Here is an 18,787-nt window from a genome sequence, read left to right as displayed (position 1 = left end):
TCGAGGCCTACCACGTCGAGGGCACCAGCGAGAACATCTACGACCCCGTCGCCAACATCGTCGCCGCCTGCAACTACGCGGCCGACCGCTACGGCTCCATGGACAACGTCGACAGCGCGTACTGACCGGGAGCCCTGAGCACCGGAGCCGCACCGGCCCGTCGTCCGTCCCAGCCCGCCGCCGCTGAGGGTTGAGGTGTGACGGCGGGCCACGACGTTTCCCGTCGCCCGGAAGGGAGGGGCGGCGGGAGGGTGTCTGCCCTGACAGCGGGAGGCTACCCCGAATACTGCTCATCTGAGCGTGTTCACCATCAGACGTGGCGGGCATCACGCGAGCAGAAGCCGCATTTCACCACCAACCACGCCAGCCCGGATGCCCGTTGCGCCCCCCGCGGGGCGAACGGGCCGGTCAGGACAGCTCGTTGAGCCGCTGGTCCGCGCGGTCCGGGGCGTAGAGGGACTCGACGACCATGGCCGCCGCGCCGGTCAGCCCCGCGTGCTCGCCGAGCCGCGAGGTGACCACCTGGAGATAGGCCGTGGTCCTGGGCATCGCCCGCTGGTAGAGCAGTTCCCTGATGCCGGTCAGGAAGGACGGCCCGGCCAGGTCGCCGGCGACCATCAGCACCCCCGGGTTGAGCAGGGTGACCACGGTGGCGAGCACCCCGCCGACCAGCCGGCCGGCCTCCCGCGCCAGTCGGACCGCGTCCGGCTGGCCGATGGTGAGCTGGTCCCGCACCCCGGAGCCCGAGGCGGTGGGCACGCCGGCGGCGGTGAGCTGCTCGGCGAGGGCCCGGCCGCTGGCCACCGCCGCCAGGCAGCCGTAGGAGCCGCAGCGGCAGAGCGCCCGCGGGTGGTCGCTCAGCCTTATATGGCCGATGTCGCCGGCCGCGCCGTCGAAGCCGCGGTACATCTCGCCGTCCACCACCACCCCGGCGCCGATCCCGGTGGAGACCTTGACCAGCAGAAACGCCGAGCAGTCGGGAAAGCCGTGGCGCTGCTCGGCGTAGGCCATCAGGTTGGCGTCGTTCTCCACCAGCACCGGTGTCGCCGCGCCCGCCGGCCCCACCTGGGCGGCGAGGGCGTGCCGCATTCGCTCCACGATCGGGTAGCGGTCCCAGCCGGGCATGATCGGCGGCTGCACCACCTGGCCGAGCGAGGCGTCCACCGGGCCGGGCACGGCCAGGCCGACGCCGCAGACCGCGTCCACGCCGACGCCCGCCTTCTCCAGCAGCAGCGCGAACCACTGCCCGAGCCGGTCCAGGACCTCGTCCGGACCCCGGCTGACCAGCAGCTCCCCGGAGTGCTCGGCGAGGACGGTGCCACCGAGGTCCAGCACGGCGGCGCGGGCGTGCCGGGTCTCCAGGTCGGCGCAGAGCACCACGGCGTGCGAGGTGTCGAAACGGAGCCGGACGGCGGGGCGCCCGCCGGTGGGGGCCTCCACCGGGTCGCCCGCGCTCTCCTTCACCCAGCCGGCGCGGAAGAGCTGGTCCAGCCGGCCGCCGACGGTGGAACGGGAGAGACCCGTGACGCGTTGCAGCTCTCCCCGCGTGCTGGCCCGACCGGTACGGATCAGCCGCAGGAGGTGCCCCGCGCTCGACTGGTTCATGCCCGCTGCCTTCCCCTGGGGTGGAGATCTCACCCCCTGGAGCTTGTGAAGTCGATATTACAGCTGTACTTTTGCGTGTTAAGTAGACGTAACTCTACGGTTCCTTCGACAAAACACCGCGCCCGCGCGCTCCCCCGACGCCGGCGCCACCGTCCTTCGGAGATCACGTGGATCGCGCTGATCAGGCCACCAGTCCGCACACCACCGCATACAACGGAGCGCGCCGCGTACTCACGGGGAACTGGGTGGGCGCCTCCACCGTCCCGTCCCGCTCGCTCTACCCGCACCAGTGGAGCTGGGACTCGGCGTTCATCGCCGTCGGGCTGCGCCACCTGTGGCCGGTGCGCGCGCAGCGGGAGCTGGAGACGCTGCTGGCCGCGCAGTGGGACGACGGCCGGGTGCCGCACATCGTGTTCAATCCCGAGGTGCCGCTGACCGCCTACTTCCCCAGCCCGGACTTCTGGCGCTCGTCGACGGCGGGCGCGGCCGTGGGGGCGCCGGCCGGCCGGGAGACCTCGGGGCTGGTGCAGCCGCCGGTGCACGCGCTGGCCGCCTGGCTGGTGCACCGGGCCGACCCGGCCGCGTCCGCGCGGCGCGGCTTCCTGCGCCGGGTCTACCCGCGGCTGGTGGCCTGGCAGCGCTACCTGACCGAGGCGCGCGACCTGGGTGGGCGGGGGCTCGCGTCGATCGTCCACCCCTGGGAGTCGGGGATGGACAACAGCCCGTGCTGGGACCCGCCGCTGTCCCGGATCGAGCCGGTCGGCAGCGACACCTTCCACCGCGCCGACCTGGACCACGGGCGGCGCGCCGACCGGCCGACCGACCTGGACTACGGCCGCTACGTGCGGCTGGCCGAGCACTACCGCGACCACGGCTACCGGGACGACACCTGCGGGCACCCGTTCGCCGTGGAGGACCCGGCGGTCAACGCGCTGCTGGCGCTCTCCGAGCACGCCCTGGCCGACATCGCCGGGGCACTGGGGCGGGACCCGAGCGACCACCTGGTGCGGGCCGAGGCACTGACGACGGCGCTGGTGAAGCGGCTGTGGCACGCCGAGTCAGGGCTCTTCCTCAGTCACGACGTGATCGCCGGCGAGCCCATCCCGGAGCACAGCGCGGCCGGGCTGATCCCGCTGGTGCTGCCCGACCTGCCGGCGGAGACGGTGCGGGCGCTGGTGGCCACGGTCACCGGGCCGCGATTCGGCCTCGGCGAGCGGACCCGGATGGTGCCCAGCTACGACCTGACCGGCCCCTGCTTCGACCCGGCCCGCTACTGGCGCGGCCCCGCCTGGTTCAACGTGAACTGGCTGATCGAGCGGGGCCTGCGGCGCCACGGCGAGCTGGCGCTGGCCAACGAGCTGCGGGCCAACCTCACGCGGCTGGCCGCCAGTTCGGGGTACGCGGAGTACGTGGACCCGTTCTCCGGAGAGGCCCGGGGCACCCGGGACTTCAGCTGGACGGCCGCCGTCACCGTCGACCTGCTGGCCGACCCGCCGCCGCCGGCCGGCGGCGAGCTGCCGGCGTACCGGCCGGCGGCACTGGTCCCCGCCGCGCTGGACTGAGCCCCGGCCCGCCCCCGGGCGACGCCCCGCGACGTCCCACCACGCCCCCCGCCACGTCCTGTCACGTCTTGCCACGTCTTGCCAAGTTCATATGGACCCAAAGGAGTCACGGTGACCCCGACGCACCACTGTCTGCTCGTCCGGGACGGCACCTTCGCGGCCGTGGGCGAGGGCGGTGACATCACCGGTGAGCGGGGCGTCAGCCCCGACGGGCTGTTCGCCCGGGACGCCCGGCACCTCAGCCGCTGGCAGCTCACCGTGGACGGCGGCACGCCGACGGTGCTGGTGCCGACGCCGACCGGGCCGGCCGCCGACCGCGCCGGCTCCGTGCTGACCCAGCCGGGCGGCCGGGCGGACGCCCCCGCCTTCACCGTCTTCCGCGAACAGGCCGTGCGGCAGGGAGAGTTCCTCGACCACATCCGGGTCAACGGGAACGGCCCGCAGCCCATCGAGGTGCTGCTGGCGCTCACCGTGGACGTCGACTTCGCCGACCAGTTCGAGCTGCGCGACGACCACCGCTGGTACCAGAAGCCGCACGCCGTCCGCACCCGGGAGAAGCTGCCGGACGGCATCGAGTTCGGCTACCGGCGACGGGAGTGGCACGCGCGGACGGTGGTGACCGCCGAGCCGGCCCCGGACGCCGTCGAGGAGACCGGCAGCGGCGCCCGCCGGCTGTGCTGGCGGCTGACGCTGCCGGCGCACGGCTCGACCACGCTGCGGCTGCGGGTGGCCGCCCACCCGCATGGCGCGCCGGCGCCGGCCGCCGAGGAGCCGGCCGGCGCCCAGCCGGCCCGTCGGTTCGCCCCGGAGCACGCCGAGTTGGCGCGGGCCTGCGCCCAGGGCGACGCCGACCTGGCGGCGCTGCGACTGCCCATGACCGGCCCCGAGGGGGAGGCACTGCGGGTGCCGGCCGCCGGGGTGCCGTGGTTCCTCACCCTGCTGGGCCGGCACGCGCTGCTCACCTCGCTGCTGACCCTGGACAGCCACCCCGAGCTGGGGCACGACACGCTGCTGGCGCTGGCCGCCACCCAGGCCACCGAGGAGGTGCCGGAGCGCATCGCCCAGCCGGGCAAGATCGTCCACGAGGTCCGGCACGGCGAGTTGGCCCACTTCCAGCAGGTCCCCTACGGCCGCTACTTCGGCTCGGTGGACGCCACCCCGCTGTTCCTCGTGCTGCTCGGCGCGCACGCCGAACGCACCCGCGACGACAAGCTCGCCCACCGGCTGGAGCGCGCCGCCCGGGCCGCCGTCTCCTGGATGTTCGACCACGGCGGGCTCGCCGACCACGGCTACCTGCGCTACCGCGCGGACGAGGGCGGACTGGCCAACCAGAGCTGGAAGGACTCCCCCGGCGCGATCTGCTTCCCCGACGGCACCCCGGCGCGCGGCGCCATCGTCGCCGCCGCCCCGCAGGGCTACGCCTACGCGGCGCTGACCCACACCGCCGAACTGGCCCGCGCCGTCTGGGCCGACCCCGACTACGCCGACCAACTGACCGGCGCCGCCGACGCGTTGCGGGAACGTTTTCTGTCCGACTTCTGGCTGCCGGCCGAGGGCTTCACGGCGCTGGCGCTGGACGGCGACGGCCGGCAAGTGCCCACCCTCGGCTCGGACGCCGGACACCTGCTGTGGACCGGCGTCCTGGACCAGCCCCGGGCCGACGCGGTCGCCGAACGGCTGCTGGCCCCGGAGTTCTTCTCCGGCTGGGGCCTGCGCACGCTCGCCGCCGGACAGGACGCCTACCACCCGCTCTCCTACCACCGGGGCGGTGTCTGGCCGCACGACAGCGCCGTCGCGGCCCTCGGCCTGGCCCGCGCCGGCCACCGGCCGCGAGCCGGCGCCCTCGCCGACGGGCTACTGGCGCTGGCCGCCGCGCACGACTACCGGATGCCGGAGGTCATCACCGGCTACGCCCGCGCCGACCACCCCGAGCCGGTGCCCTACCCCCACGCCTGCTCCCCCCAGTCCTGGGCGGCGGCGGCCCCCTTCGCGCTGCTGACCGCCCTCGCCGACTGAGCCCGACGGGGCCCCCGCCCCCGGGCCGACTCACCACAGCCCGGGGGCGTCCTCGACACGGGGCTCCCCGGGGAGCCCCGGCGGCACGGCGGCGGCGCGGAGCGCGTCCCGACTGCCGTAGCGCGCGGCCATGGTGCGGAGCAGGTGCGCGGTGGCGTAGGTGGCGCGGTGCCGCTGGCCGGGGGCGTGGGTGAGGTCGATCCGGGTGTCACGGCCGTGTCGAGCCCCCCTACGGCGACGGGCTGACGGCCGAGGGGCTCTGTTTCGCGGCGCCGGTGGGCTGAGACCGGCGGTCGGGTCACTCGCCGCTGATGACGCCCGCGGCGACCAGGGTGGAGGTGATGGCCGCGGTCGTGGCGCTGGTGACGGCGGTGGCGGCGGCCGTGGCGCCCCAGTCGCCGCGTTCGATGGCCTTGGCACGGGTGATCACGGGGCTGGTCCACGGGATGTCCGGGTGGAACGTCGGCAGGGTGCCGCTCGCCGAGAGCAGCGCGGCGAGGGCGGCGGTCCGTGGCTCGGGGGGCGGGTCGTCCACGAGCGCCGCCCGGACCTCGCCGAGGACGGCCGCGCGGCGCGGGGTGTCGCCGGCGCGCAGCGTCGTGGTGGTGAACAGGCCGAGCCGGGCCCGGCGTTCGCGCCGCAGATGGCCCCGGTCGACCAGCCGGTCGAGGACCGGGGCACGCAGCCGGGGGCCGATCCCGGCCAGCAGGGTGGGCACCGCGCACGGCTTGCGGGCGGCCCGGTCCCAGGCCGGCCGCAGCAGCGGATCGGTGGGCGGGGTGCCGACCGCGCGCACGAGGCGGCCGCGCGGCCCGCCCCGGTCCTCGATCTCGATCCGCTCCACGCGCGCCAGGTCGGCCAGCACCGCGCCGGCGAGTGGGTAGTAGAGGGTGCCCTCGCCGGCGATCGACCCCGACTCGGGGTTGAACAGCAGCAACAGCAGGTCCTCGACGATCAGTTCGGCACCGGGTTTCCCGTCGGCCATGGACGCTCCCGTGGGCTCCGCGCGGCCGGGCTGGTCCGGCCGTCGTGGGCCCCACTCTCCGGGGCCGCCGGTGCCGCGGCCAGTGCCGCCGGATCACCGGTGCGGCGTGACAGATGTCATCGGTGGCACCCGCCGGCCCGGAGTCAACCGTCGTACTGGAAGGTGAGGTTGCGGGCGAAGGGCCGGAAGCCGAGGGACTCGTAGGTGGCACGGGCGGCCGGGGCCGCCGCGTCGCCCCGGGCGCAGACCCGGGCCGTGGTCGCGCCCAGCTCGCGCGCCCGGTGGAGCGCGGCCAGCACGGCCACGCTGGCCAGCCCTCGGCGGCGGTGGGCCGGGGCGGTGCCGACCGGCTCCAGGGCCACGGCCCGGTTGGTCTGGTCGAGCCAGGCCAGGCAGAAGGCCGCCGGGGTGCCGTCCTCGGTCTCCACCAGCTGGTCGAGATCGGCCAGATAGCGGTGGTCGCGCATGAGGGTGCGGTAGGTGTCCGGCCCGATCGGCTCGTCGCCCGGGCGGGGTGGGAAGGCCGCCGCGTGCAGCGCCGCCCGGCGGCCGGCGTCGGCCGGGCCGCGCACGGCACGGCACCGGTATCCGGCCGGGGTGGCGGCCGCCGGCAGGTCGGCGAGGCCCCGGCTGAGGTGGACGAAGTACGGCTCGCCGGCACACTCGCGGTAGCCGCGCGCCCGCAGGGTGGCGATCAGCGCGGTCTCCCCCGCCAGCACGGTGACCCGCCGCGGCTGACCGGCCGTGCCCTCCTCGAACCAGCGCAGCACGTCCGCCGCCAGCTCCGGATGGCCCGGGTCGAGCTGCAGGTCGAGGCGGGCGGGTGGGCGCCGCCAGGCCCAGGCGACGGTGCGCCCGTCGCGTTCCCACGACGCGGTGCGGTGGCCAGGCGGCTCGCCGCCCGGCACGAGACGGAACCAGACCAGCTCGCCGGCGTGCCAGCGGCTCGGCCACAACCGCTCGGCCAGCGCGCACATCGCGGACAGCTCGGCGGGCTCCCGGGGAGCGGCCGCCCGACCGGCGCCGGTCACGCCACTCCGGCCCGGGTCGTCGGCACCAGGTGGTCCAGCGCCAACCCGGCCGTCGGGTACGGGCGTTCGGGGGGCAGCAGCTCGCTGGCCCGGTCGAGGTCGCCGGCGCGGACCAGGGCGTGGATACGGTGGGCGAGCGGGGTGACGTCACGGATCGCCACCAGCCACTCGTCGGCGTAGCGGGACACCGCCTCACCGGACAGGCCGAGTTGCAGCGAACGGTGGTCCAACGGCTGGAGACGCAGGTCGCGTTCGGGGTCCCACTGGACCCGGGTGGGGGCGGTGCGCAGGGCCGCGCGCCAGGCGTCGTGGTCGGCGTGGACGGCCGCGTCGAAGTGGGAGAGCGCGGCGTGCCGCAGCGCCCAGGCGAAGCCGGCGCGGCTGATCTCGATGGCCAGCACGGTCTCCTGGCCGGGCTTCTCGCCCCAGCCGCAGCGGTACATCATCCAGCGGAAGGACGGCTTGATCCAGGTCATCCGCTCCCGCTTCCAGTGCTCGGGGAAGCGGCCGTCGCGGGCGGCCGGGCCGCCGATGTGCGGGCCGTAGGCCTGGTAGACGGTGATGGTCTCCTCGGTGTAGCGCGCCCGGATCTGGCGGGTCGGGACGTGCCGTGGGTCGTGCTCGGTCATGGGTCGAGCATGGCCGGCCGGCGGCCCGGTCCACCACCGGGTTTCGCGGCGTTGTGCCCGGAACTACCCGCCGGAGGTGGCGAGTTCGGCGTCGGCGTCGATGTGGGTGACCGCGTTCGGGTCGTCCAGCCAGCCGTCCGGGAGGGTCACCCGGTTGCGTCCCGAGGTGCGGCCGCGGGGGCCGTCGGCGCCCACTGGCCACGGCTGGTCGAGGTCCAACTGGTCGAGCAGGCCGGCCAGTTCGTCCAGCGAGCCGGCGACGGCGAGGGCCCGGCGCAGCTCCGAGCCGACCGTGAAGCCCTTGGTGTACCAGGCGACGTGCTTGCGGAAGTCGATGACCCCGCGCGCCTCGTCCTCCTGCCACTCGCCCAACAGCCGGGCGTGCCGCAGCATCACCGCGGCCACCTCGCGCAACGAGGGGCGCGCGTAGGCCGGTTCGGCGCCGGTGGCCAGCGCGTCGAAGGCGGCGACCAGGTCGCCGAAGAGCCAGGGCCGGCCCAGGCAGCCGCGGCCGACGACCACCCCGTCGCAGCCGGTCTCGCGCACCATCCGCACCGCGTCGGCGGCCGACCAGATGTCGCCGTTGCCGATCACCGGGATCTCCGGGACGGCCTCGCGGAGGCGGGCGATGGCCGACCAGTCGGCCTGGCCGCCGTAGTGCTGGGCGGCGGTGCGGCCGTGCAGGGCGATGGCGGTGACGCCCTCGTCCACGGCGATCCGGCCGGCGTCCAGGTAGGTGAGGTGGTCGTCGTCGATGCCCTTGCGCATCTTCATGGTGACCGGCAGCCCGCCCGCGTTGCCGACGGCGGCGCGCAGGATGGCGCGCAGCAGCGGCCGCTTGTAGGGCAGCGCGGAGCCGCCGCCCTTGCGGGTGACCTTGGGCACCGGGCAGCCGAAGTTGAGGTCGATGTGGTCGGCGAGGTCCTCGTCGGCGATCATCCGGGCGGCCCGGCCGACGGTCTCCGGGTCCACGCCGTAGAGCTGGAGGGAGCGCGGCTTCTCGGTGGCGTCGAAGTGCACCAGCCGCATGGTCTTGGCGTTCCGCTCGACCAGCGCCCTGGTGGTGATCATCTCGCTGACGAACAGGCCGCGGCCGCCGGAGAACTCCCGGCAGAGGGTGCGGAAGGGCGCGTTGGTGATCCCGGCCATGGGCGCCAGCACCACGGGCGGGGTCACCTGGTGCGGGCCGATCTGCAACGGCTGGGGCATCGGAGCGTTCCTTCTCGGTCGATCAGCGGGGCAAGCCGGTCAGCGGCCGGGGCAGCCGAAGGCCGCCCGGCCGGGGACCACCCCACCATTGTGCGGCCCGGGGCCTGGGCCAGGCAGCGGGCCCGGCCCAGGCCCCGGCACGGGCCGACGGCCCGGCCGCCCGCCAGGTCGGCGGGACGGCCGGGCCGTCGGCGAAGCGAGGGCCGCGTGGCCGGCGTGGCCGGCGCTCAGCAGCCGATCAGGCGGGCGCCGAGGTAGCTCTCCACCTGGTCGAGCGAGACCCGCTCCTGCTTCATGCTGTCCCGCTCGCGCACGGTGACCGCGTTGTCCTCCAGGGTGTCGAAGTCGACGGTCACGCAGAACGGGGTGCCGATCTCGTCCTGGCGGCGGTAGCGGCGGCCGATGGCGCCGGCGTCGTCGAACTCGATGTTCCAGTGCCGGCGGAGCGCCGTGGCCAGCTCCTTGGCCTTGGGCGACAGCTGCGGGTTCCGGGACAGCGGCAGCACCGCGACCTTCACCGGGGCGAGCCTCGGGTCGAAGCGCATCACGGCGCGCTTCTCCATCTTCCCCTTGGCGTTGGGGGCCTCGTCCTCCCAGTAGGCGTCCAGCATGAAGGCGAGCATGGCGCGCCCCACGCCGGCGGCCGGCTCGATGACGTAGGGGGTCCAGCGCTCGCCGGCCTCCTGGTCGAAGTAGCTGAGGTCCTGGCCGGAGGCCTTGGAGTGCGCGTTGAGGTCGTAGTCGGTGCGGTTGGCCACACCCTCCAGCTCACCCCACTCGGAGCCACCGAAGCGGAAGCGGTACTCGATGTCCGCCGTGCGCTTGGAGTAGTGGGAGAGCTTCTCCTTGGGGTGCTCGTACCAGCGGATGTTGTCCTCGGAGATGCCGAGGTCGCGGTACCAGTTGTAGCGCTGCTCCATCCAGTAGACGTGCCACTGCTCGTCCTCGCCCGGCTTGACGAAGAACTCCATCTCCATCTGCTCGAACTCGCGGGTTCGGAAGATGAAGTTGCCCGGCGTGATCTCGTTCCGGAAGGACTTGCCGATCTGGGCGATGCCGAACGGCGGCTTGCGGCGCGAGGTCTGCTGGACGGAGGCGAAGTTGGTGAAGATGCCCTGCGCGGTCTCGGGGCGCAGGTAGGCCACGGAGGCCGAGTCCTGGGCCGGGCCCAGGTGGGTGGAGAGCAGGCCGGAGAACTGCTTGGGCTCGGTGAAGGCGCCCTTGTTGCCGCAGTTGGGGCAGTTCACGTCGGCGAGGCCGGACGCCGGCAGGTGGCCGTGCTTGGCCTCGTACGCCTCCTCCAGGTGGTCCGCGCGGAACCGCTTGTGGCAGGAGGTGCACTCGGTGAGCGGGTCGGTGAACGTGGCCACGTGGCCCGAGGCCTCCCAGACCTCGGTGGCCAGGATGACCGAGGAGTCGATCCCCACCACGTCGTCCCGCGAGGTGACCATGGCCCGCCACCACTGGCGCTTGATGTTCTCCTTCAGCTCCACGCCCAGGGGGCCGTAGTCCCAGGCGGCCCGCTGACCGCCGTAGATCTCACTGCAGGGGTAGACGAAGCCACGGCGCTTGCTGAGGCTGACGATAGTGTCGATCTTGTCGGCGGCCACGGTGCTCTCTTCAGGACGAGGGGAGACAGGGAATCGCCTCAGGTTACCGGCGCTTACGGGGGCAACAACAAATCGGTTGCCGGGTATCGGCCCCGCGCTCCGGTCTCACGGCGGAAGATCGCCGGACCTGGGCCTTCGCCGATCACGAAAAGATCCTTTTCGTCACACCCTTGACCCATTTGACAATCGTTTCCAGTTGTCCTGAAAATGGCTGTCATGACCGACCGACGCCGCCGCGCGCGCCCCCGAATAGCCACCGCCGCCACCGCGGCGCTCGCCGCTACCAGTCTGCTCACGCTGACCGGCTGCGGCCTCTTCGACGACGAGGCCGGGGGCGACTCCGCCGGCACCTCGGACGGCCCGCTGGACGTGGTCGCGTCCTTCTACCCGATGGCCTTCCTCGCGGAGCGGATCGGCGGCGAGCACGTCTCGGTCAGCACCCTCACCGGGCCCGGCGTCGAGCCGCACGACCTGGACATCAGCCCCCAGCAGACCGCTCAGGTGGCGGACGCCGACGTGGTGGTCTACCTGCAGGGTCTCCAGCCGGCCGTGGACGAGGCGATCGCGCAGTCGGCCACCGGCGAGATCGCCGACGTGACCGGCTTCACCTCGCTGGAGAGCCACGAGGAGGAGGCCGAGGGCGAGGGCGAGCACGCCGACGAGGGCAACACCCACGACGACGAGCACGCCGACGAGGGCAACGCGCACGGCGACGAGCACGCCGACGAGGGCCACGCCGCCGAGGACGAGCACGCGGACGAGGGTCACAGCCACGACGACCACGGGCACAGCCACGACCACGACATCGACGGGCTCGACCCGCACATCTGGCTGGACCCGGCGAAGTACGGCCAGCTCGCCATGGGCGTGGCCGCGGCACTGACCAACGCCGACCCCGACCACATGGCCGACTTCGAGGCCAACGCCACCGAGTTGATCAACGAGCTGGACGCGCTGGACGCGGAGTTCACCGAGGGACTCGCCGAGTTCGAGGGCGACACCTTCATCACCACCCACTCCGCCTTCGGCTACCTGGCGGCCCGCTACGGCCTGCACGAGGAGTCGATCACCGGCCTCGACCCGGAGTCCGAGCCCAGCGGGGCCAGGATGCGGGAGCTGCGGGAGATCGCCGAGGCCGACGGGGTGACCACGATCTTCTTCGAGACCCTGGTCAGCGACGAGACCGCGCGCACCCTCGCCGACGACCTGGGGCTCCAGACCGCGGTCCTCGACCCGCTGGAGGGAATCACCGAGGAGTCCGCCGGCGCTGACTACCTGGAGGTCATGCGGGCCAACCTGGCCGCGCTCCAGACGGCGCTCGGCGGCTGACCCGGGCGGCGCCCGCCGCGCGCGGACGCCGGCGGCATGCCGCATCGTGAGAGACAGACCCCGCGCGCCCGGGGGTCCGGGGACACCCCGGGCCCCGGGCGCCGGGATGGCAAGAGGAAGCGGAGGCCAGCCATGGAGCGCGAAGCCGAACCCGTCATAGCGCTCGACGGGGTCACCGCCGAGCTGGGCGGCCGTCCCGTGCTGCGTGGCGTCCGGCTGTCGCTGCACCGCGGCGAGGTGGTGGCGCTGCTCGGCGCCAACGGCTCCGGCAAGTCCACCACGGTGCGCGCCGTGGTCGGGCAGGTGCCGGTGACCGGCGGCGCGCTGACGCTCTTCGGCACGCCGGTGCGGAAGTTCACGGACTGGGCCAGGGTCGGCTACGTGCCGCAGCGCTCCACCGCCGCCGGCGGGGTGCCGGCCACCGTGCGGGAGGTGGTGGCGGCCGGCCGGCTGGCCCGCCGCCGGCTGCGCCCGCTGCGGCGCGCCGACCGGGCCGCGGTGGACCGGGCGATCGAGCGGGTCGGCCTGGCCGAGCTGGCCCGCGAGCCGGTCGACGCGCTCTCCGGCGGGCAGCACCAGCGGGTGCTGATCGCCCGCGCGCTGGCCGCCGAGCCCGAGCTGCTGGTGATGGACGAGCCGCTGGCCGGCGTCGACCTGGCCAGCCAGGAGGTGCTGGCCGCGACGCTGCGGACCGCGGTCGACAGCGGCGCCTCGGTGCTGCTGGTGCTGCACGAGCTGGGGCCGCTGGCCCCGCTGATCGACCGGGCCGTGGTGCTCGGCCACGGTCGGGTGGAGCGGACCGTGGAGCACCCGGCCGGGCTGCCGGAGGGCAGCCACCCCTGCCACCCGGCGGACGAGCTGGAGCCGTCGGCCGAACCCACCCTGCAGACCGGGATCTTCTGATGACCACGACGGCCACCACGCTCGCCGGCTCCGGCGTGCTGGAACTGCTCGACTACCCGTTCATGCAGCGGGCGCTGCTCTCCGCGCTGCTGATCGGCCTGGCCGCGCCGGCGGTCGGGATCTACCTGGTGCAGCGCCGGCAGGCGCTGATGGGCGACGGCATCGGACACGTGGCGCTGACCGGGGTGGCGCTGGGCTTCCTGCTCAACGCGAGCCCGGTGTGGATGGCGGTGGCGGTCTCCGCGGTCGGCGCGGTGGCCATGGAGCTGCTGCGCTCCTCGGGCCGGGCCAGGGGGGACGTGGCGCTGGCGATGCTCTTCTACGGGGGCATGGCGGGCGGCGTGATGATCGTCAACCTGGCGCCCGGCGGTTCCACGGCCAATCTGACGTCGTACCTGTGGGGCTCGGTGACCACCGTCTCGCCGTCCGACATCACCGCGATCATGGTGCTCTCCGCGCTGGTGCTGCTGGTCACGGTCGGGCTGCGGCGGCAGCTCTTCGCGGTCTGCCAGGACGAGGAGTTCGCCCGGGTGACCGGGCTGCCGGTGCGGACGCTGAACCTGCTGCTGGCGATCACCGCGGCGGCCACCGTCACGGTGGCGATGCGGGTGGTCGGGCTGCTGCTGGTCAGCGCGCTGATGGTGATCCCGGTGGTGGCGGCGCAGCAGATCAGCCGCGGGTTCGCGGCGACCTTCGCGCTGGCGGTGGGCTTCGGCGTGCTGGTCGCGGTGGCCGGGACGAGCACCTCGTACTACGCCGACGTGCCGCCGGGCGCCACCATCGTGCTGCTGGCCATCGGCCTCTTCGCGCTGATCTCGGTGCTGGCGCTGCCGTTGGCCAGACGGCGGGCGCGACGGGCCCCGGGAGCGGTGGCCGCCGAGCGGCCGGCCGATCCGGTGCCGGCCGGGCGTCCGTGAACGACCGGCCGAGGGGCTACCCTGGGCCGGCAGGGGATGCGAAGTACGTGGCAGGGAGGTACCCCGTGGGGACGGCAGAACCGCCGGTTCGCGGACGCTCGACTCGGCAGCGGGCGGCGGTGGCCGCGGCGCTGGCCGACGTGGACGAGTTCCGCAGCGCGCAGGAGCTGCACGACATGCTCAAGCACCGGGGGGACTCGGTTGGGCTGACCACGGTCTACCGCACCCTTCAGTCGCTCGCCGAGGCGGGCGAGGTGGACGTGCTGCGCACCAACGACGGCGAGGCCGTCTACCGCCGGTGCAGCACCGGCGACCACCACCACCATCTGGTCTGCCGCTCCTGCGGCAAGGCGGTCGAGGTCGAGGGCCCGGCCGTGGAGCGCTGGGCCGACGCCATCGCCAGCGAGCACGGCTTCGTGGACGTGGACCACACTCTGGAGGTCTTCGGGACCTGCGGGGACTGCGCGGCGGCCAGCCGGCGGAGCTGACGCCGGACCACTCCGGCCGCCGGGCCGCACCCGGCCGTGCACCACCCGCCGTGCCGTTCCCCGCCCGCGCCGCCACCCGCCGTGCCGTTCCCCGCCGCCGGGTGGTGGCGGGGAACGCGGGGGGTCAGCGGGCGCCGTCGCGCAGCTCGTTGGGGATGGCGCCGCCGAAGCGGCGGTCCCGGGAGGCGTACTCGACGCAGGCGTCCCACAGGTTGCGGCGGTCGAAGTCCGGCCAGAGCACGTCCTGGTAGACCATCTCGGCGTAGGCGCTCTGCCAGATCAGGTAGTTGGAGATCCGCTGCTCGCCGGAGGGCCGCAGGAAGAGGTCCACGTCCGGCATGTCCGGGTGGTAGAGGTAACGCGCGATGGTCTTCTCGCTGACCTTGTCCGGGGAGAGCCGGCCGGCGCGGACGTCCTCGGCGAGCTTGGTGGTGGCGTCCACCAACTCGGCCCGGCCGCCGTAGTTGACGCACATGTAGAGGGTCATCGCGTCGTTGTCGCGGGTGACCTCCTCGGCGTACTTCAGCTTGTTGACCACGGACTTCCACAGCTTGGGCTCGCGTCCGGCCCAGCGGACGCGCACCCCCAGCTCGTTCAGCTCCGTGGTGCGCCGGGCGATCACGTCCCGGTTGAAAGCCATCAGGAACCGCACCTCTTCGGGCGAACGCTTCCAGTTCTCGGTCGAGAACGCGTAGAGCGAGAGGTTCTTGACGCCCAGCTCCAGGCAGCCGGCGACCACGTCGAGCACCACGCTCTCGCCGACCTTGTGGCCCTCGGTGCGCGGCAGCCCGCGCTCCTTCGCCCAACGGCCGTTGCCGTCCATCACGATGGCCACGTGCTGGGGGATCAGCTCGGACGGGAGCCGGGGCGGGCGGGCCCCGCTCGGGTGGGGGAAGGGGACGCGATAGTCGCGACGCTGCCGGGACAGTATTCCGCGGCGGCTCATGGGGCACTCCAGTGGTCGGACGGTCCTGTCCGGAGCGTATCCCTTCCCCGCCGGGCGATCGAACCCGGTGAACGGGCCACGGCCAGCGCGCGGGGCCCGCCGCGCGGGCACCGCGGGGGTGTCATGCCTCGCGGACGAACCGCAGCGAGCGCAGGCCCCGTTCGAGATGCCAGTGCAGATAGGCCGAGACCAGCCCGTTGCCCTCCCGGACATGGCGGGCCTCCGTCGCGTCGGCCGTCGCCCAGTCCCCGGTGAGCAGCGCGCCGAGCAGCGTCAGCGCCTCGGGGGACGGCACCACGCTGCCCGGCACCCGGCAGTCGACGCATATCGAGCCGCCGGCGGCGACCGAGAAGAACCGGTTGGGCCCGGGCAGCCCGCAGCGGGCGCAGTCGGCGAAGCTGGGCGCGTAGCCACCCACCGCCAGCGAACGCAGCAGGAACGCGTCCAGCACCAGCCCGGGGGTGTGCTCCCCGGCGGCCAGCGTCCGCAGCCCGCCGACCAGCAGCAGGTACTGCTGGACGTTGGGCTCGCCCTCGTGGTCGGTGAACCGTTCCGCCGTCTCCAGCATCGCGGTGCCGGCGGTGTAGCGGCCGTAGTCGGCGACGATGGGGCGCCCGTAGGGGGCGATGCTCTCGGTCTGGGTGCACAGCGGCAGGCTCCGCCCGACCAGGGTGCTGCCCCGGGAGAAGAACTGGACGTCGACGTGGCTGAAGGGCTCCAGCCGGGCCCCGAACTTGGACTTGGTCCTGCGCACCCCGCGCGCCACCGCCCGCACCCGGCCGTGCCCCCGGGTGAGCAGGGTGATGATCCGGTCTGCCTCACCCAGCTTCTGGGTACGCAGCACGATGCCGTCGTCGCGGAACAGGGTCATGCCGCCATTGTCGCCCGGGACCGCGCGCCGCCCACCGCCCGGTCGGCGGTGCCGGGGCCGGTCACGCGACGGCGGGGCCGGTTCGGCGACGGCGGGGCCGTTCGGCGGTGCCGGGGCCGTTCGGCGGTGCCGGTCGGGCGACGGGCGGGCTGATCCCCGATGGTGGGAGGGTGAACCGTCTACTCCGGCTCCGTCCGCGTCGCTGGTGGGCCACCGACCCCGACGTTCCGGTGCTGGAGCCACCGATCCGGGCCGGGCGGTGGAACGTGTCCTGGCTGCTGCCGTCCGTGCTGCTGGCCAGCCTGGTGGTGGCCGACTGGACCGCGCCCGAACACCTGCGGATCGTCACCTGGCTGGGGCTGGTGCCGGCACTGGCCGCGGCGACCTGCGGCGTGTGGACCACGGTCGGCTTCGCGCTGGGCACCCTGGTGACGGTGGGGTGGCTGGAGTACTCGCTCGACCACCGGTACCCGGTCGGGCTCAGCGACTTCCTGCTGGTGGTCACGGCCTGCGTGCTGTCGGTGCTGGCCAGCGCCCTGCGGCTGCGCGCCTACCACCTGGTGCGGCAGCTGGAGGACGCCGCCCAGGCCACCCGGCTGGCGGTGCTGCGGCCGATCCCGTCCCGGATCGGCGGGGTGGAGACGGCCAACCTCTACCTGGCGGCGGAACGGGCGACCAAGGTGGGCGGGGACTTCTTCGACGTGCAGCCGTCCCCGTACGGCCCGCGGGTGCTGCTGGGCGACGTGCAGGGGAAGGGCACCAGCGCGGTGGACGCGGCGGCGGCGCTGCTGAGCGCCTTCCGGGAGGCGGCCTACTACGAGGCCGACCTGGCGGTGGTGGCGGAACGGCTGGAGAGCCGGATGCGGCGGCACAACCGCTACATGGCGCTGCTCGGCGAGCGGGGCGAGCGGTTCGCCACCGCGGTGCTGGTGGGGCTGCCCGCCCGGGACACCGGCGGGCTGGAAATGGTCAACTTCGGCCACGAGGCGCCCTACGCGGTCACCCCGGAGCGGATCTGGGCGCTCCCGGAGGGGGACGGCGCCCCGCTGGGGCTGACCGAACTGACCGGGGCGCTGCCGCCGGTCCGGCGGGTGCCGTTCCCCGCCGAGGCGACGCTGCTGCTGTACACGGACGGGGTCAGCGAGGCCAGGAACCGCGCCAACCAGTTCCTGCCGGTCGAGGAGGAGCTGGGCCGGGCCACCGACACCGCGCCGCGGGCGCTGGTCGGGCTGATCGAGGAGGCGGTGCTGCGGCACACCGGGGGCCGGCTCACCGACGACACCACCCTCCTCGCGGTCCGTCGCGACCCACGACCGCCACCGGGCGGCTTGGCCCTCGACTGAGCCGGGGGCGGGAGTGTGGGCGGTGGCGAGGCCGTGCGGGACCGTGGGGGCCGGGCGACGAGGGGGCCCGGGGAGCCGGTCAACCGTGGCGAAGACACTACCCGGGGTGATGAGACGGTCATGCGGAGTACTACGCTCCGGGTCATGTCAGCAGTGCGACTTCACCCGGCGGACGGCGCGCCGGCCGACCAGGACACCGTCAGACCCGAGGCCACCGGCCGCCGCGCCCGGCGGCGGCACGCCGGCGCCGCGGTGGCCACCCTGCTCGCGGTGCTGGGCGGCACCGGCTGCACGCTCCAGGCGCGCGAGGGCGAGGGGCCGGGCGCGGAGCTGCTGGCCGCGCTGGACGAGGCGCGGTACGAGACGCCGCCGCCGACCGGCCTCACCTACGTGGACGCGGCCAGGGCCAACGAGCTGCGCGCCGAGGACGAGGACCGGTTCGCGTTCGTCGCCCGGCTCGGCACCCCGCTGCTCAACCTCAGGGACTTCCCGGCCGAGCGCTACGGCCTGGACCCGGAGCACGCCGAGGCCACGGTGACCGTGGACTTCTCCGCGCCCTACGGCTACTGGGACGGCACGTTCGAGGTCGCCGAGATCACCGGGAACCTGGCCGCCGACGGCTTCACCGAGCGGGAGACCGAAGCCGGCCAGGTGTGGGTCCACCACGGCAGGGGCCTGGGGCTGATGGTCGAGGAGCACCGGGTGCGCTGGGGGGACGAGCAGCTGGACCCGGCCAGGACCGAGGCGTCCGGGGCGCCGCTGGCCGACCGGGACCCCTACCGGGACCTGGCGGCCTGCCTCGGCGAGGTCTACCGGGCGGACTTCGTGGAGGCGGTCGAGGGCTCGGCGGTGCCGTTCTACGCCATCGGGCACCGGGCCGCCGCGGTGGACGACACCTCGACGGTGCTGTGCGCGGTGACCGCGGACGAGGACACCGCGGCGGACGCCCAGGAGCGGCTGCGGGCGGAGGTGACGGCCGGGCAGGCCCGGTACGCGGGGGCGGAGGTGGCGGCCCTGGACGGGCCCGGCGGCTCGCCCGGGGTGGCGGTGACCGTCCCCGACCGGCCGGAGCAGCGGCCGGGGCGGCTGCTGGACGGCGACACCGACCTGACGGACGCGCTGCGGGCGTTGTGAGCGCCCGGAGGGGCTCCGACGGGGTTCCGGGCGCGACGTTCCGGGCGCGCGGGTGCCGGTGCGCGGAGGCGCGGGGTCCGGTGCGCGGAGGCGCGGGTGCCGGTGCGCGGAGGCGCGGGGTCCGGTTGCGGGGGCGCGGGTGCCGGTGCGCGGAGGCGCGGGTCTGGGGCGGGGTCCAGGGGCGCGGGTCTGGGGGCGGGGGTCTGGGG

At 74.5% G+C, this 18,787-nt stretch carries 16 protein-coding genes and 1 pseudogene; 9 read left to right on the top strand and 8 right to left on the bottom strand.

Annotation, left to right across the window (positions count from 1 at the left end; translation table 11 throughout):
• A pseudogene (locus RM844_RS31540) lies at nucleotides 1–125 on the top strand (transglycosylase SLT domain-containing protein); the annotation flags it as partial.
• Nucleotides 126–408: 283 nt separating this feature from the next.
• On the opposite strand, the gene RM844_RS31535 reads toward RM844_RS31540, so the two are convergent.
• On the bottom strand, nucleotides 409–1,605 hold the full coding sequence (locus tag RM844_RS31535) for an ROK family transcriptional regulator (RefSeq protein ID WP_311670874.1): 1,197 nt from the start codon (nucleotides 1,603–1,605) through the stop codon (nucleotides 409–411).
• Nucleotides 1,606–1,772: 167 nt separating this feature from the next.
• Between RM844_RS31535 and RM844_RS31530 the strand changes: the two genes are divergently transcribed.
• Both RM844_RS31530 and RM844_RS31525 read left to right on the top strand, forming a co-directional pair.
• Nucleotides 1,773–3,167: an MGH1-like glycoside hydrolase domain-containing protein gene (locus RM844_RS31530; protein ID WP_311670873.1), complete on the top strand. Its 1,395-nt coding sequence runs from the start codon at nucleotides 1,773–1,775 to the stop codon at nucleotides 3,165–3,167.
• Between the two features lie 111 nt (nucleotides 3,168–3,278).
• Nucleotides 3,279–5,183 (top strand): amylo-alpha-1,6-glucosidase, encoded by a 1,905-nt coding sequence (locus tag RM844_RS31525; RefSeq protein WP_311670872.1) that lies wholly within the window; start codon nucleotides 3,279–3,281, stop codon nucleotides 5,181–5,183.
• 298 nt (nucleotides 5,184–5,481) lie between these two features.
• Here the strand turns inward: RM844_RS31525 and RM844_RS31520 are convergent, their stop codons facing one another.
• From RM844_RS31520 to RM844_RS31500, 5 genes are all read right to left on the bottom strand, one after another.
• The gene (locus tag RM844_RS31520; RefSeq protein WP_311670871.1) at nucleotides 5,482–6,168 is read right to left on the bottom strand and encodes a GOLPH3/VPS74 family protein; all 687 of its coding nucleotides are present in this window, start codon (nucleotides 6,166–6,168) and stop codon (nucleotides 5,482–5,484) included.
• Between the two features lie 143 nt (nucleotides 6,169–6,311).
• Nucleotides 6,312–7,199, bottom strand: a complete 888-nt coding sequence (locus RM844_RS31515) for a GNAT family N-acetyltransferase (protein WP_311670870.1) — start codon at nucleotides 7,197–7,199, stop codon at nucleotides 6,312–6,314.
• Nucleotides 7,196–7,828, bottom strand: a complete 633-nt coding sequence (locus tag RM844_RS31510; RefSeq protein ID WP_311670869.1) for a DUF4291 domain-containing protein — start codon at nucleotides 7,826–7,828, stop codon at nucleotides 7,196–7,198. Before RM844_RS31510 ends, RM844_RS31515 begins: the two co-directional genes overlap by 4 nt.
• Nucleotides 7,829–7,891: 63 nt before the next feature.
• On the bottom strand, nucleotides 7,892–9,037 hold the full coding sequence (dusB, locus tag RM844_RS31505; protein ID WP_311670868.1) for a tRNA dihydrouridine synthase DusB: 1,146 nt from the start codon (nucleotides 9,035–9,037) through the stop codon (nucleotides 7,892–7,894).
• Between the two features lie 227 nt (nucleotides 9,038–9,264).
• Entirely contained in the window at nucleotides 9,265–10,647 is a 1,383-nt protein-coding gene (locus RM844_RS31500; RefSeq protein ID WP_311670867.1) for a glycine--tRNA ligase, read from the bottom strand.
• Between the two features lie 207 nt (nucleotides 10,648–10,854).
• On the opposite strand from RM844_RS31500, the gene RM844_RS31495 reads away from it, so the two are divergent.
• The 4 genes from RM844_RS31495 (at nucleotide 10,855) to RM844_RS31480 (ending at nucleotide 14,284) form a co-directional block, all read left to right on the top strand.
• The gene (locus RM844_RS31495) at nucleotides 10,855–11,976 is read left to right on the top strand and encodes a metal ABC transporter substrate-binding protein (protein ID WP_394814640.1); all 1,122 of its coding nucleotides are present in this window, start codon (nucleotides 10,855–10,857) and stop codon (nucleotides 11,974–11,976) included.
• Between the two features lie 132 nt (nucleotides 11,977–12,108).
• Nucleotides 12,109–12,879 carry a metal ABC transporter ATP-binding protein gene (locus RM844_RS31490; protein WP_311670865.1) on the top strand — a complete coding sequence of 257 codons (771 nt, stop codon included), beginning with the start codon at nucleotides 12,109–12,111 and terminating at the stop codon, nucleotides 12,877–12,879.
• 38 nt (nucleotides 12,880–12,917) lie between these two features.
• The gene (locus RM844_RS31485; protein WP_311670875.1) at nucleotides 12,918–13,796 is read left to right on the top strand and encodes a metal ABC transporter permease; all 879 of its coding nucleotides are present in this window, start codon (nucleotides 12,918–12,920) and stop codon (nucleotides 13,794–13,796) included.
• 65 nt (nucleotides 13,797–13,861) lie between these two features.
• A complete protein-coding gene (locus tag RM844_RS31480) occupies nucleotides 13,862–14,284 on the top strand; it encodes a Fur family transcriptional regulator (RefSeq protein ID WP_311670864.1) in 423 nt (140 codons plus the stop codon).
• Nucleotides 14,285–14,408: 124 nt separating this feature from the next.
• Here RM844_RS31480 and RM844_RS31475 read toward each other — a convergent pair whose 3' ends face one another.
• Both RM844_RS31475 and recO read right to left on the bottom strand, forming a co-directional pair.
• Entirely contained in the window at nucleotides 14,409–15,230 is an 822-nt protein-coding gene (locus RM844_RS31475) for an isoprenyl transferase (protein WP_311670863.1), read from the bottom strand.
• Nucleotides 15,231–15,351: 121 nt separating this feature from the next.
• Nucleotides 15,352–16,101, bottom strand: a complete 750-nt coding sequence (recO, locus tag RM844_RS31470; protein WP_311670862.1) for a DNA repair protein RecO — start codon at nucleotides 16,099–16,101, stop codon at nucleotides 15,352–15,354.
• Nucleotides 16,102–16,271: 170 nt separating this feature from the next.
• On the opposite strand from recO, the gene RM844_RS31465 reads away from it, so the two are divergent.
• Both RM844_RS31465 and RM844_RS31460 read left to right on the top strand, forming a co-directional pair.
• Nucleotides 16,272–17,444 (top strand): PP2C family protein-serine/threonine phosphatase, encoded by a 1,173-nt coding sequence (locus RM844_RS31465; RefSeq protein WP_311670861.1) that lies wholly within the window; start codon nucleotides 16,272–16,274, stop codon nucleotides 17,442–17,444.
• A 144-nt stretch (nucleotides 17,445–17,588) separates the two neighbouring features.
• Nucleotides 17,589–18,578, top strand: coding sequence for a hypothetical protein (locus tag RM844_RS31460; RefSeq protein ID WP_311670860.1), 990 nt, complete (start codon nucleotides 17,589–17,591; stop codon nucleotides 18,576–18,578).
• Nucleotides 18,579–18,787 lie beyond the last annotated feature (209 nt).

Source organism: Streptomyces chisholmiae (assembly GCF_031845445.1).
Lineage (GTDB): Bacteria > Actinomycetota > Actinomycetes > Streptomycetales > Streptomycetaceae > Streptomyces > Streptomyces chisholmiae.
Note: the sequence above shows the minus strand (reverse complement) of the source record. Positions and strands in the feature narration are given on the sequence as shown.

Excerpts from the sequence above, each read along its gene's own strand:
- recO (WP_311670862.1), bottom strand. The coding sequence starts at position 16,101 with ATGACCCTGTTCCGCGACGACGGCATCGTGCTGCGTACCCAGAAGCTG.
- RM844_RS31495 (WP_394814640.1), top strand. The coding sequence starts at position 10,855 with ATGGCTGTCATGACCGACCGACGCCGCCGCGCGCGCCCCCGAATAGCC.
- RM844_RS31520 (WP_311670871.1), bottom strand. The coding sequence starts at position 6,168 with ATGGCCGACGGGAAACCCGGTGCCGAACTGATCGTCGAGGACCTGCTG.
- RM844_RS31475 (WP_311670863.1), bottom strand. The coding sequence starts at position 15,230 with ATGAGCCGCCGCGGAATACTGTCCCGGCAGCGTCGCGACTATCGCGTC.
- RM844_RS31510 (WP_311670869.1), bottom strand. The coding sequence starts at position 7,828 with ATGACCGAGCACGACCCACGGCACGTCCCGACCCGCCAGATCCGGGCG.
- dusB (WP_311670868.1), bottom strand. The coding sequence starts at position 9,037 with ATGCCCCAGCCGTTGCAGATCGGCCCGCACCAGGTGACCCCGCCCGTG.
- RM844_RS31460 (WP_311670860.1), top strand. The coding sequence starts at position 17,589 with ATGTCAGCAGTGCGACTTCACCCGGCGGACGGCGCGCCGGCCGACCAG.
- RM844_RS31490 (WP_311670865.1), top strand. The coding sequence starts at position 12,109 with ATGGAGCGCGAAGCCGAACCCGTCATAGCGCTCGACGGGGTCACCGCC.
- RM844_RS31535 (WP_311670874.1), bottom strand. The coding sequence starts at position 1,605 with ATGAACCAGTCGAGCGCGGGGCACCTCCTGCGGCTGATCCGTACCGGT.